At 33.3% G+C, this 13,431-nt stretch carries 11 protein-coding genes and 1 pseudogene; 3 read left to right on the forward strand and 9 right to left on the reverse strand.

The window, feature by feature from the left end; translation table 11 throughout:
* Positions 1 to 50: 50 nt before the first annotated feature.
* Positions 51 to 617: a DUF2892 domain-containing protein gene (locus MK119_RS17420; protein WP_290681348.1), complete on the forward strand. Its 567-nt coding sequence runs from the start codon at positions 51 to 53 to the stop codon at positions 615 to 617.
* 304 nt (positions 618 to 921) lie between these two features.
* Here MK119_RS17420 and MK119_RS17425 read toward each other — a convergent pair whose 3' ends face one another.
* From MK119_RS17425 to MK119_RS17460, 8 genes are all read right to left on the reverse strand, one after another.
* Positions 922 to 1,920 carry a hypothetical protein gene (locus tag MK119_RS17425; RefSeq protein WP_290681351.1) on the reverse strand — a complete coding sequence of 333 codons (999 nt, stop codon included), beginning with the start codon at positions 1,918 to 1,920 and terminating at the stop codon, positions 922 to 924.
* Positions 1,913 to 3,355 (reverse strand): hypothetical protein, encoded by a 1,443-nt coding sequence (locus MK119_RS17430; RefSeq protein WP_290681353.1) that lies wholly within the window; start codon positions 3,353 to 3,355, stop codon positions 1,913 to 1,915. The genes MK119_RS17425 and MK119_RS17430 overlap by 8 nt, the downstream gene beginning before the upstream one ends.
* On the reverse strand, positions 3,352 to 3,927 hold the full coding sequence (locus tag MK119_RS17435) for a hypothetical protein (protein ID WP_290681356.1): 576 nt from the start codon (positions 3,925 to 3,927) through the stop codon (positions 3,352 to 3,354). Before MK119_RS17435 ends, MK119_RS17430 begins: the two co-directional genes overlap by 4 nt.
* 69 nt (positions 3,928 to 3,996) lie before the next feature.
* A complete protein-coding gene (locus MK119_RS17440) occupies positions 3,997 to 5,745 on the reverse strand; it encodes a hypothetical protein (protein WP_290681358.1) in 1,749 nt (582 codons plus the stop codon).
* Between the two features lie 2 nt (positions 5,746 to 5,747).
* Positions 5,748 to 6,473 (reverse strand): hypothetical protein, encoded by a 726-nt coding sequence (locus tag MK119_RS17445; protein WP_290681361.1) that lies wholly within the window; start codon positions 6,471 to 6,473, stop codon positions 5,748 to 5,750.
* On the reverse strand, positions 6,446 to 7,582 hold the full coding sequence (locus MK119_RS17450) for an AAA family ATPase (protein WP_290681364.1): 1,137 nt from the start codon (positions 7,580 to 7,582) through the stop codon (positions 6,446 to 6,448). Before MK119_RS17450 ends, MK119_RS17445 begins: the two co-directional genes overlap by 28 nt.
* Before the next feature lie 9 nt (positions 7,583 to 7,591).
* Entirely contained in the window at positions 7,592 to 8,227 is a 636-nt protein-coding gene (locus MK119_RS17455; RefSeq protein ID WP_290681367.1) for a hypothetical protein, read from the reverse strand.
* 250 nt (positions 8,228 to 8,477) lie between these two features.
* On the reverse strand, positions 8,478 to 11,291 hold the full coding sequence (locus MK119_RS17460) for an ATP-binding protein (RefSeq protein ID WP_290681370.1): 2,814 nt from the start codon (positions 11,289 to 11,291) through the stop codon (positions 8,478 to 8,480).
* Between the two features lie 300 nt (positions 11,292 to 11,591).
* Between MK119_RS17460 and MK119_RS17465 the strand changes: the two genes are divergently transcribed.
* Both MK119_RS17465 and MK119_RS17470 read left to right on the forward strand, forming a co-directional pair.
* Positions 11,592 to 11,963 carry a hypothetical protein gene (locus MK119_RS17465; RefSeq protein WP_290681373.1) on the forward strand — a complete coding sequence of 124 codons (372 nt, stop codon included), beginning with the start codon at positions 11,592 to 11,594 and terminating at the stop codon, positions 11,961 to 11,963.
* Positions 11,964 to 12,001: 38 nt separating this feature from the next.
* Positions 12,002 to 13,054: a hypothetical protein gene (locus MK119_RS17470; RefSeq protein WP_290681376.1), complete on the forward strand. Its 1,053-nt coding sequence runs from the start codon at positions 12,002 to 12,004 to the stop codon at positions 13,052 to 13,054.
* Between the two features lie 151 nt (positions 13,055 to 13,205).
* Here the strand turns inward: MK119_RS17470 and MK119_RS17475 are convergent.
* Positions 13,206 to 13,431, reverse strand: a pseudogene (locus MK119_RS17475) (lytic transglycosylase domain-containing protein); the annotation flags it as partial.

Genomic DNA, 13,431 nt, shown 5'->3' on the forward strand with positions numbered 1-13,431 from the left:
TTCGATTGTTTTTTATACATTTGCAACCTCTTTAAATATATACTGTTTTTATGTTCAACAAAAATATCAAACTCATTATAGCAGGAGGAATTTTTGCCTTCGCAATTTACCAATTTTACGAAAGTTATATTGGTAATGGAATCTTTTTAATTTTATTAGCTGCCATTTTTGTGCTATTCTACTTTAAAAATGAATTTATCTTATTGTCATTCTTAAAGTTACGCAAACAAGATTTTGATGGTGCGAAACGTATTTTAGGAAGAATTAAGAATCCAGAAACTGCTTTAACGAGAAAACAACAAGGGTATTACTATTACCTACATGGAATTATGGCTTCGCAAAGCAATTTGACACAAGCTGAGAAACATCTACGCAAAGCTGAAAAGCTAGGCTTAAGTATGTCTCACGATATGGCGATGGTAAAAATGACCTTAGCAGGTATTGCTGCACAAAAGAATCGTAAGAATGAAGCGAAAAGCTTAATGAAAGAAGCTAAAGACCTAGATAAACGTGGAATGCTTACCGAACAGATTAAAATGATGGAGCAGCAAATGAAACGTGCTGCAAGTGCTCCAAAACAGCATTATGGCAATCGTCAGAATATGCGAAGAAGATAAGATTTTTGAAAAGCGACTTTTAGGAGTCGCTTTTTTTTATTAAGATTTTAAAATGTAATGATTTGATTAGTGCTTTCATACGTCATTCTAATGTAGGAGCAACAAAGGAATCTGTTAATTCATAACTCATATTAGTAATTGAAACGAACAGATTGCCACGAATTTTCTTGAAATTATCACAATGAGGAATCATAGTTTTTTATCAAAACCGCTTGATTGTCTTATAAAACCAAACTAACGAGTATTTGGTTTTCAAATTACTGCAGCTAAAACAACTTTTTTCACATAGAACTCAAATACATTTCTATCGTTTCATTCTGTGTCTCAAAACATCTTTGGTCAATTGTGTATCATCATTGACAAAATGCTTTAATAAAGACATCATTTCATCGTTTTGATGGTTTTTGGAGATTAATTCATACGCCATTTTTTGCACATCTTCTTTCGGAGCAATGTCTTTGTTATACTCGTACGTTAATGCTTTGAGAAAGTTTTGTTCATTTGCCTTTTCCACTCGCTTTTGTTTGAATTCATGAAGTGCGTTTTCCAGTGACGCTTTGTCTTCGAAATTTGCAAAGTAATTATTGGCACAATTCACCGCGTCTTTGTTGTCTGTCCAACCTTTCAATAATAATTCATTCGCAGATGGAATGTTGTCCATTTTTTTACGATACATCAAGGAAGCTTTAACGTATTGATAGTTTTTCACATAGTCATCTACTACAATTTGATAGTGATGATGTGCGTTTTTTGCATCCTTTATTTTGGTGTAAATATCTCCTACTTTTTCGTTCATCTCCAACTCTTCATAGAGCTTGATAGATTTCGTATATGAACGTGCTAGTTCATAACATGCTGCGGCATCTTCCTTACGATAGCATTTTTTTAGATAGATATGTGCCGCTTCGTTATAGAAATATCCATCTTTTAAAATATTGGCTGCTCTGTAAGGATTTCGCAATAGCTTTAGTTGTATGTATGCTGCTTTTTTATATTGTTTTTTTGCAATGAATTCTTCGGTTAGTTTTTCATAACGCTGCATCAAACTATTGAATTGATTGTCGCCGATAGTAGACGTTCCTCCCATTACACTACCTCTTGGAGGTCTACCGCTAAATAAACTGTTTATCAAATGTGACAACGCAAAGAAAACCAAGGCTAATACGAAAAGTCCACCCAAAAAGCTGGGGAAATCGCCTGCAATGATAGACGTAATAATGAGATATATAAACTTTAAGAATAACACAAAGACAATAAAGTAAATTAGCTTTGCGTGAAACTTACTTTTAGCTTCGTTAGTCATCTATAATAGTTTTGTTTTTATTGGTTAATAAATATAAAAGCCTGATTACAAACGCAATTGTCATCAAGAAAAATATGGTTCCTATACCTGGTTTTGTAAGCATTGGATAGAAAAGATAGATTAACAAACATATCAACATTATTACAAGGAGTATTTTACTTTGTATCGACAATTCGTTTCCTCCAAAATAAAAATCACTTTCTTTATTTTCTACTTCTTCTGTAAATGAGAACAATTCATTTTCTTCTGGTAAATCCATCCAAGAGGTTGGTTTGTTGTCACTTTTAGATTTCGTTTTTGTGTCTTTTACTTTTTTTGATGTAAAGTAAAGTACAAATACTATAAAAGCTATAAGACATACTATTCCTATTCCAAAACTTTTGATTAATGTGCTTGTCGGAGACGGCGTTGCTTCCTTATTGTGCTCGTTTGTAATATTGTAATTTCCTGTATCAGTATCTGTTTCGTTATCAATCGGTAAGGTTTCTGATGTCGTTTTACCTCCTTCTTCCAGTACTCCTTCTAAAGAAAATTTACGATTGTTTTCTGAATTGAATTGCTCTTTCCCAGTAACGACTTCAACTTGCTGTTTTTTTACCTGATCTACCACATGATAACCAATCCAAAAAACAGCTATGATCGCCAGAATTCCTAAAACCGTTTTTAAGTTGGTTTTGGTTTGTTCAGAAATATTTCCCAATCCGATATCATCAAAGAAATTACTTTTAAATTTATATTTAGCAAACGCTTTTCCTCTTGAAGTTCCCATCATATCTAATGGAACTGCCATTTTTAAAGCTGCTTCAGGATTTTTATCTAGATATTTTAAGTATTTCTCAACTTCTTTATTATTACCTTCCAATACCCTTTTCATATCAAAAGGCAAATGTTTTGGATCTATTTGTTCGCTACTAAAAGGATTGTTGAGTTCTTTTTCTGTTTCTTCTTCTTCTATTTCTACACTAAATGCTGTGACTTGCATTGGAATATTCACGCCTTTAGCAGGAGTTTCTAGCTTAGGAAATTGCTCTTCTGGCACATTTAGCAATTCTTCCCATTGTACTTCTTCTTCTAATTCAATCAAACCAAATTGATGATGAAAAAAATGTGGTTTTCCCTTTAGTAATCTCGCAAATTCTTCTTGCCGAAGCGCCATATTGAGCTTCGTATTTTCAGGAATGTAAAAACCTGTATGTACTCTTTGAACACATAGATTTTGCATAACATCTACTTTTTTTTGCGCGGTTTTAAAAATGATTAAAACTCCTGAAATACTATTTACTTCTGTTCCCGGACACGGATATAATGTACAATCTGAAAGCTTTAATTGCATACGCTTAATTTCTTCCAACCATACTTTTGGAGAAGCATGCTTGATAAAAATACCACAACGTGTGTATGGACTATTATCGGTATGTTGTAATGCTAACTTCATGTGTTTAGTATGTGTTCTAAGAAAGGTTCCATGTACTTTACATCAAATTCAAAGATTGGTATTCTTTTTAATGATGCATCTTCTGGTTTAAAATAATCATTTCCTGCAAACTCTTCATCGGTAGCAATACCTATACCAATGCCAATATAAGACGCCAAATAGAATGTTGGAATGTCTGGATTTCCACTTTTAAAAGTGATGATCCCATTTTTATCTATAGTAATCACACTTCCTTCTATAAATTCTACTTGTTGATTTCGCTTGTGGAGATATTTTGTAAATTCCCCATCCAAACCTGCCGTTTCTTTGTCTATTAAATCAAAATAACCTGTTTCACCAATAAGCTCTAAGCAATGTTTGCGATTAAATACAATTTCTAAATCTCGGGTAATGGTGATTGCGTTGATTTTCGTAAAAACCGAACCGTCAAAATAGGTAATTTGATTTTTTAGATACGCTTGATAAGTTTTTTTAAGTTCTGACGTTGGGTCATCGACATCAAAGTACGCGTAATCATCCAAATCAAAATAGGTAAATAAAGGTTCGTCACCGTAATATTTTTTTGTAACCAAATACAAGCATTCATCAAAGACTATTAAATGTTTGAAAACTGCTTTTTCATATTTTGAAAGATCCGATTTTTAAGTACGGGGCAGCGTAGTTGTTTTAAAAATCATGTGATGGGCTGTTGTCCAATACAATACCATGAGCTCATCTTCATACATGACCGCTAATTTCTGTTGCTTAATTCCAGTTACAAATCGGATATCGCGTTGTATCATTCTGAATCCTTTTTGACGGCTTTTAGCACGAAATAGATCTCCATTTTTTTGTAAAATATAAGCGTATTTGTGATCTGTAAAATTAATTGTTGATCGTGTTGGAAAACCATATAACAATGGATAATTCACAACTTTAGGATCAATTTTCGATTCTTTTTTCTGCCTTCTTTTTTTGTTACGTGGTGGATTTACCCATAATTCATACAACGGTAATTGTATATGTTTTGTTAAGCGTTTTGCTCCTTGTTTTATTTTGTATACATCAATGTTTCCTTGACTGTCAGAAGTAATCACACCTCCAAATTTGTTATGATATGTATTGAATAAACGTCTAATATTTTGATGTTCTAGCGTTTTAGCAGCTGTAAACAAGGTAATTTCAATATTCTCTTCTTCGCATTCTTCAATAAACTGTTCAATCGTTGCTGCTGCATCCAACAAAGGTGATGTAAGTTGTAAACCTTTGATAATTTTTTCTTTTTCATCAAAGTACAATGGTGTATACGTTTGCCCTAAAGCATAAGGTTGAAAGTGCATCTCATTTTTTGGATGATGTATAAACGAAAAAGCGGTTGCATACGATAGTATTTTTGGTGTTCCCCAGTTTTTGATCGTTGTATCAATTAAAAATATACGTGTGCGCAAATCTTCTTCTGGCGTGGTTTCTCGACGAATAAATAAGGCTTCTTTGTTAGCAATTCTGTGCAAGAATATCAAATCATCATTCGCAAATTCTGACATCAAGATATTGTCAAACTTTCCTTTGTTGGTAATGTCTGAAATTCCACCTAGAGGCATTTCTCCGGGATGTACATAATGCATTGGCAATTGAATTCCTGACCATAAACGTTTGATTAAGCTTCCCATAAAAAAGGTTTTTGGGTCTTCGATCAATTCTTTTATAAAGTCTGGATTTTCACTAAAATGTTCTATTTCCGTATCTTCTGGTTCTACGGGAACTTCTGTTATTTTAAGCCATGCTGTCAATACATCGTTTACAGAAGGATAACGATGATGTAATGAGGCCAAAGCATTGATATCTTTACTCAATGCTGCAACCGAGATGTTCTTTTTTTCACTACATATATTGAGTTTAAAATGGTGATTTTCTATAAAATCAAGAATTTCACTTGAGTATTTTTGAGATAGACTGTGATTTGCCGCTTCAAACAAAAAGACAAATAAATCAATTCTGTTTTTCCCAGTTTTATATACAGATGGTAATGCTTGTAAGGTTTTTAAAAATGCTTCAGCAGCTGCAAAATCAATATGATCTACTGACGGAAAATTTTTATGCTGTTCTAAAATGTCGTCAAAGATTTCAGTTAAGGCAGCTTTTACTTCTCCTGAATTTGTCGCTAAAAATGTAAGCACCAACGCTCCAAATGGCGGAAACCCAGTTTCAGAAAGCAATTTTAGTATCTCAACAACTTGTTCTTTGTACGCAATGGTCATTCCATCTGGAATACTGATACAATTGTAGCCACCACGATAATCCTGTGCATTCTCTATCACAGTTCCTTGAAACATATGATCAATCTCCCATTCCCAAAAATAGGCATCATACGATTCAAAGTAATATATGGCTTTTGATTGCGTTTCGTTCATGACTATCGTGACAATCGGTATCCGCTGATTGTTAGTTTTTGTATGTTTTCTTTAGCTATTTTAAAATATGTATTGTCCCTTTGCATGACAATGATATCATTACTATTTTGATTGACTTTTTTGTTGAAATAACGACTCAATTCTGGATGTTCAAAATCGTATCCTGCGGGCAACAAGAAATTTTGCGTTTGCCAATAGGCTTTTCCAGGTACAGACAATAATGGCGTTCCTATAATCAAAGCTTTCTCATCAGCAATCACCCAACTGAGTTGTTTTAGACGAATTGCTGGCATTTTTGGAATGATTTCATCCAATGTGTCTAATGAAATTAATTGTGCTGCTGCAGTGCGCTCTATACTTGACGGAACAATTTTAAAATCTATGTCGGCATCAACTCCAAAAAAATTAAAATTATAATCTGGTACTTCCACAGGTAATGCCTTGTGAATTGGTGACCAAAGCAGCGAGGTTTTTAGTCGTTCTTCAGGTAAATTTCCACCTAATAGAAACAGCGCATTATCTTGCTGAAAGTATATCTTTTTGAACGGAATGCTTCGAATTTCAGGGCTATTTAATTGGCTTGGCGCAATTCCTCGTACCCAAATATCGTCGTTATCAGTTCCCATTCGCAAGGATTTCCACAAACGAATTTGCGCTAATTTGTCTTTATATTTTGAAGGCAATCGCAACCAATATTCGGTTACACCTTGTGTAAGATCTCTTTCCACAATTGATCAATTTCCGTATTTATGTATTGTTTTTTCTGCTGATCTTTCACCCAATCCGTACGATTTTGCAGGTAGCGCAATTTGTCTTTGATTACATTTAATTCTTGTAATGAAAGTTCTTGATTTGAAAATTTTAGTTGCAAGTTTGAAACTTCGTTCATCAATTCTTCTGGATTCGGAGCTTTGTTAAAAAATGCTTGCGGATGTACCTGTTCTTCTGTTTGCTCCTTCTCTATCAATGCATTTACCGTAGCTTGCAAGGTTTCTATTTGCTCTTCTGTACTCCAAATGTATTTTAACACCCATAAATCTGACAAGATCGCTTCCGTACGATCACACAACATGGCACTCGCTGCGACAAGGTTTTGCATTTTTACCGCACGTCGGTCAGACACTTCTATTCCTGTATTTCGTAGACTGTGAATTAACTCAATGTATGAACTACGAATTGGTGTTAAATCCACTTCTTTTACTTGGTCTTGCAATCCTTTGATTTCTTCTGGAGAAATTTTTGTTTGTGCTGTTTTCTCTTTTCGTTCCAATTTCCAACCTGCTTGTAATACTTCTTCCAAACGATCGGGTTTTACATTGTCTACTTTTAAACGAATTAAGAAACGATCTAACAATGCTGCCAACGCCTCATCTTCCGGCAATTGGTTACTGGCACTGATAAACATCAACGCTGGTAATTTTTTTGTTTCTTTTCCACGACGAAATATTTTTTCATTCAATGCCATTAGCAAACTATTCAGAATGGCTGAGTTTGCATTAAAAATTTCATCCAAAAACACCAAAGAAGCTTCTGGAAGCATTCCGTCCGTGTTTGTGACCAATTCACCTTCTTTTAACAAGCGAATGTCTAAAGGTCCAAAAATTTCATTGGGTTCCGTAAATCGAGTTAAGAGATAATCAAAGTTAATTCCACCAATTACATGACTCGACAGTTGTTTTACAATCGCACTTTTTGCCGTTCCGGGAGGTCCTAATAAGAAGACATTTTCTCTTGCTAACAAACCGATTCCCAATAAATCGATCACCTCATCTTTTCCTACAAAGACATTTTTGATTTCATCGAGTATGGTTCGTATTTTTTGTGTTTCGTTGATCATATATTATGCTTAAGATACAAACGCTCTCCAAAATTGATTGGCATGTTCTCCCAACTGAATGGTAACGTTTTCATGAATGATTTTATGTGCCGTAAGACTGATATCTTTTTTTGCAATAACTCTGTCTGTAAATACCGTTCGGAAACAATCATTTTGAAAGAGTGCTGCTAGTTTTTCTTCATTAATTTCTACTTCCATATCGTGTCCAATTATTGAATATGTAAATTGTTGTATGTTCTTTTTTAAGAGCTTCACCAACCAATCTTCAAAGTCAATAAGTTCTAATTCTCTGACAATGAATGGTAAAAATCGCAGTGATAAGTCTGCTGAAAGTAATACTGACGGGGATAGTTCACCTTTAAAATTTTCAAAAAACTTTCCGAGATTTTTAGGTTCTTCCAAACGATGTGCTAAAAATTGTGCTGCATAGTAAATCGTTTTTGCTGCCCAAACAGCCGCTTCTTTGTCAAAAGCTGGCGCATCATACGGGTAATTGAGCGATTCATTTTCATATTCTTGCGCTAAAAAATCAGCCAAATCATTTAGTTCACTGGTACTTACTTTTGGTGTATTGCTGTATAAAACAAATTGTCCAGAAGTTCGTAAGTGATGAATGGTTTGCAGTATGTTATTTTGTAAACTCAAGAAAGTACGAATTATCGTGCCTAACAGACACTATTCAAAAGAACGAAATTTCTCGGTAAGAAGCAATTTTACTTTCTTTGTTTTGAATGTCAGGTTTTTGGATATTGAGCTTTAGGTCTTATGTGTTGATTATAAGTTCCTGAGTGTACCTTTTTAATTGAAGAGATTTAAACTTTCTTTTATAGCTGTATTTTCATAGTGATAAAAATCTTAAATTTTCGCTTCAAAACAAAAAGTTGAAACCACTTCGTCAAGAAGCTTTCTTTTTTATGTTGCATTTCTTAATCAACTCGCCTGGTGTGAGTCCAAAACGTTTTAAAAATACTTTATTGAAGTACGATCGACTATTTAATCCAACTGAATATATAACCTCACTAATATTATCATAATTATCATTTACAATTAAATTGTATGCTTTACAAAGGCGTATCTCCAAGATGAGTTTTACAGGTGTCAACCCAGATTTTTCTTGAATGATTTGTATAAATTGCTTGTGAGAGTAGCCGCATTTTTGTGCTAGTTCGTTGATCGTAAAATCGTTGTTTGTCAGATTTTCCAGGATAATCGAATTTACCTTTTCCATGAATTTTGCATACGCGCCGTTGTATTCAATTTTTTCATTTTCAGTTTTTTGTAATTGCTTTCTGTAAATTTTATTTTCTAAATGGTAATGAATGCGTGTCAACAATTCCATTCCTTCAAAGGGTTTGATTAGGTAATCATTGATTCTTAGCTCCGTTTTTCGGTGTTCGAGATATTCTTCTGCGGAAGCGGTAATAATCATAAATGGCGTCGCTTGATAGTTTTCCATCGTATTTAAGACCGATTTCAAGTGGTGTCCGTCCATGAGTGGCATGCGCAAGTCAGAAAGTATCAAATCGTATTGCTTTTTTTCGGCAAAAGCCAATGCCTGCGCGCCATCAAAAGCAAACGTACAATCGAGTGTCGGTTTTAGTAAGTCTTTGAGATAGCCAATCATTTCAATATTGTCATCTACAATTAATATTTTAGGAAGATTTGTAGACCGATCTTCTATTTCTGTATTGGGTTTGGAGATATTTTGATAGTCACTTTCCTTTTCTTTGAGGTATAAGATTGGATTTTCCATTTCTAGCGGCAATTGTATCGTAAACACACTTCCTACATTTTTTTTGCTCTGCAATTCAATCGTTCCGTGTAGTTTTGACACCAATTCTTGTACTAGCGATAAACCGATGCCAAAACCGCCATTTGTTAGGTTATTTTTTGTTTGATAGAAACGGTCGAAAATACGTTTTTGCTCTTTTTTATCGATGCCAATACCTTCATCTTTTACGATGATAGTTAAACCCTTGTGATCAATAAAAGTATCAACATAGATTCCGTATTTGGGACTTGTGTATTTTAATGCGTTTGATACTAAATTGTTAATGATTTTCCGCAAATCTTCATAGGCATATTCAAATTTTTGCTGTGGTTTTATATTCGATTTATAATACACATACACACCTTTTATTTCGGCAACACCTTGAAAAGACATAATACTTTCTTTTAAAAATGTGCCTAGTTTTCCCTTTGTTTTTTTGGGTTCTGTAGATTGCTTGTCTTGTTTTAACAAGGTCAAGAAGTTATTGAGCATTCTAATAATTTGTTCGTTATTACGAATGGTCAAATCTGTATATTTTACAATCTTGGAATAATCCATTACATTATTGGTGATCATTCTTAGGTACCCTGTAGTGATTGTAATTGGTGTACGAATTTCGTGTGATAAATTTTCAATAAAATTGTTTTTAATCTCAGCAACTTCCTTCATTTTTTCGTTTTCATACTGCAATTTGAGTCGGTTCTTTTTGCGCTTCTGCATTATTACCAAGAAAATTAAAATTAAAACTGAGGTTGACACAAAAAAGGTGGAAAAAATATAAAACTTTTTCTTTTCGTCCATGACTAAGGCATTCATTTTATTTTTTTCTTCTAATTCCTTGATTTTCTTGTCATGATTAAGTTTAAAGTTTAAAATAGAAGCATTTAGATTTAGATTGAAATTTTTAATTGAATAACGTGTTACATGGTATGCATCAAGTCCCGCAAGTGCTTTTTTATAATTCCCTAATGCTTTATTTGCTAAATGCACGACTTTATAGAATTTGATTAACTCAAATTGTTCTACGTATTCAAATGAGGGGCTATTTTTTGCTGCATGGATATACTTCAATGCTTCTTTATATTTTTTTTCTTTTAGTGAAAACATTGCTAAATATATATTTTTAATTGCGATGTCTTCTGGTAATTGTATTTGCGAAACACTATACATATTATTCAAGGCTATCCTAGCCAATTCTATTTTTTCTATTTTGGTATAGCGTTTCAGAAGTTCTTCATAATAGTATCGCAAAACCTCTGGATCTTTCGAGAAATCTTCTATTCGCAAAGCTTGTAATGTATATAGTGCTATTGTATTTTTTTTAATTGAAGCTAAATATGAAGCATGATTGATCAGAACTTGACTTTTGAAGAAACGTGAGATTGGTTGTTGCACAAACATTTTCATTAGAATCGCGTCCATTTCTCTAGCTAAATCGATATTATTGATTTTTTTAAACAGCCGTGCTAATTGCAAATACGTACTAATTTGTTTCTCAATCAGATTTTCTTTTTTGAAATATTCCAACGCTTTGTACAAACAACGAATGGCTGCATAGTATTTTTTTTCGTGCATTTTTTTCTTGGAAATATACAATTCTGCATCTCCCAAAAATTCATTGTTTTTTGTAGCTGCTTCTATTTTATCATAATAATAACGTACAGAATCATATTCTTTCTGTTGATCATACATTTTCATCATTAACAACATCGTTTCTACTTGTATTTGATGAAGTTTTGCATGTGTTGGTTCTTTACGAATCTTATCCAAAAGTTGGGTCGCTCTTGTCAAAGTCGTATCCGCAGGAGCTGTGTAAACTTCTACTAACAATTGTTCATATAGTCTTTCTAAAGTATTTGAGACTTCGTATCGTTTGGTGTCGTTCGCATACACAAAACAATTGAAAATAAGGTAAATAAGTAAGCAATTGTATTTCATGATAGAAAGAAAAAAAAAGTAAGGGAATTCTTGTTACGGTTTTTCCTTCAAAAAAAGTATGGTTAAAAAAAAGACACTCAAAGTGAAAAATGAGCAACTCTTTGCAAAAGCAGGATTACTTGAAGTAAAAAATGAGTCAATCAGCATCTAAACTTATTTAGACATTTGCACTGTTGATGTTTGCAAAACTTTCTAAATGCGCGCTTAAATATTATTTAGAAGTCTTAACAAAAAGCTTCAACTAAAGGGAAAACGAAAACCTACTCGTTTTTATAAGTCAATAATTAAAAAAATAATTAAATGAAAAAAACAAATGTATTTAAAAGGTATAGATTAGTTATACCTAAACTCTGTTTCGTCTTATTCTTGGGACTCTTAAGTAGTTGTCAAAATGACGAAACTATTCCTCATGAAGATCAGAGTGTAACAAATGTAGATGTATCCAATTATAAGATCTACTACTTTGGAAATGATACTGATTTTGAAAAAATGAAAGGTCCTAGTTTCTCTCAACAAGGAGTCGATATGACGCAAATTAGTTCTGAAAAAGAACTGTCTAATATTATTGAAAAGGAAGATAAATCATTCATGCTTTTCGTTGGGAAAGATATTGATATACGCAAAGGTATGGTAGATGATCTCAGAAATTCAGGTACAATTGTTCCCAGTTAAATGAAAGTGATAGTACTACAGCACCGTCACCTTTTGATATGGATTCTAATGGACAAATAACACCGTCTATAAATGAAAATAATTCAAACTATTTGAATAATCCAGATAAAAATGAATTTAGCCTTGTTTCATATTTGTCCGTTAATGGCGAACGCAAAATGTTAGCGAGTCTTTTGGGAGACATGAAGCAAGCAGATATGAAGCAAGCAATCACAAAGATTTTAGAGTGGGGTGAGCAAAAAAATAAAGATGGTGAGCAAAAAAATAAAGATACTGAAAATAAGAGTAACGTCCCATCTGGTACCAAGGAACACGATGTAGATCTTGAAATCTATTGGCCATATGTTGGTGATTTTACTATTAATACGTCGATGTATTCTGCGCCAACTCCAAACTACTTGATCTCAGATAATAATGGAATGCATGAGTATCCTCAAACCAGTATTTTTCAACATAGTTACATAGCAACTCCTTACATGTATAATGATTATCCTTTTACGTGGGTTGTTGATGAAATTCATAATTATCAGTGGCCACGAACGTATAGACCTGCTAATAATGATCCTGATCAAACTCCATTCTATACCTCTATTCGCGAATATTCACCATTAAATCCTAGTAATGGCACCTCAGATGGAAGTAGCGGAAGTGAAACTTTTGGTTTTAGTCTTGGCGGTGATATCAGCAAAGATGGACCAAGTATTGGTGCCAGTTTTCAATGGGCACATACAACAGACTGGTCGAAGCCAGCGTGTCAAGTAAATACGTATCATAATGCAAATTCAGAATATTTTCATGCTATGTACGATGTTGATGAAACGGGTAGTTGGGCAGATAATAGTGTATCAGCTAAAAATTATACAATTTATGCGAATACGCCTCATCCTGTTTTAACAAATGACAGTAGCGTTACTTTTTTCCCTATGGCGTATTTTATGAATATGGTCTCTCTAGATGGTGGTGGAGATCGAAGTTTATGTGTTTCCATCGAATTTTTTAACAGCAATTACCCAACATTTCGTTGGTGGCATTATCATCGAGGATATTATATTGACAGCAATTATTACACATCTCATTATGCACAATGGTAAGATTAGGAGTAAAAAGTAATTCATGTAAAAGTATTTGAATGTAAAAATGACATATCATAGTTACGTTATAATTTTTTTCAACTAAAAAATCTCCCAAAGAATCTAACACAACGCTTTGGGAGTTTTCTGATTCAGAATTCTAAATTCTGAATTATTTATCATAATATCCTTTTTCAGGAATCGCAATTTTATATAATTTTCTTGATTTGTTATTCAACTTGTTTTCGCGCAACCATGGATTGTGGATTTTTAAAATCTTGTAGTTGATATTAAATTTCTTTGCGAAACTTGCAAAGTTTGTAACCGCTGTATCTACTTCTACTTCATACGTTGGAATATATTTGTATAAGTGCTTTTCATTGAAGTTAAAACCGTAT

Origin of the sequence: Kordia sp., from assembly GCF_022447245.1 — a bacterium.
Lineage (GTDB): Bacteria > Bacteroidota > Bacteroidia > Flavobacteriales > Flavobacteriaceae > Kordia.

Bases quoted from the DNA above. Each gene is read 5' to 3' on its own strand.
- MK119_RS17420 (WP_290681348.1), top strand. From the start codon at position 51: ATGTTCAACAAAAATATCAAACTCATTATAGCAGGAGGAATTTTTGCC.
- MK119_RS17425 (WP_290681351.1), bottom strand. From the start codon at position 1,920: ATGACTAACGAAGCTAAAAGTAAGTTTCACGCAAAGCTAATTTACTTT.
- MK119_RS17430 (WP_290681353.1), bottom strand. From the start codon at position 3,355: ATGAAGTTAGCATTACAACATACCGATAATAGTCCATACACACGTTGT.
- MK119_RS17440 (WP_290681358.1), bottom strand. From the start codon at position 5,745: ATGAACGAAACGCAATCAAAAGCCATATATTACTTTGAATCGTATGAT.
- MK119_RS17450 (WP_290681364.1), bottom strand. From the start codon at position 7,582: ATGATCAACGAAACACAAAAAATACGAACCATACTCGATGAAATCAAA.
- MK119_RS17460 (WP_290681370.1), bottom strand. From the start codon at position 11,291: ATGAAATACAATTGCTTACTTATTTACCTTATTTTCAATTGTTTTGTG.
- MK119_RS17465 (WP_290681373.1), top strand. From the start codon at position 11,592: ATGAAAAAAACAAATGTATTTAAAAGGTATAGATTAGTTATACCTAAA.
- MK119_RS17470 (WP_290681376.1), top strand. From the start codon at position 12,002: ATGGATTCTAATGGACAAATAACACCGTCTATAAATGAAAATAATTCA.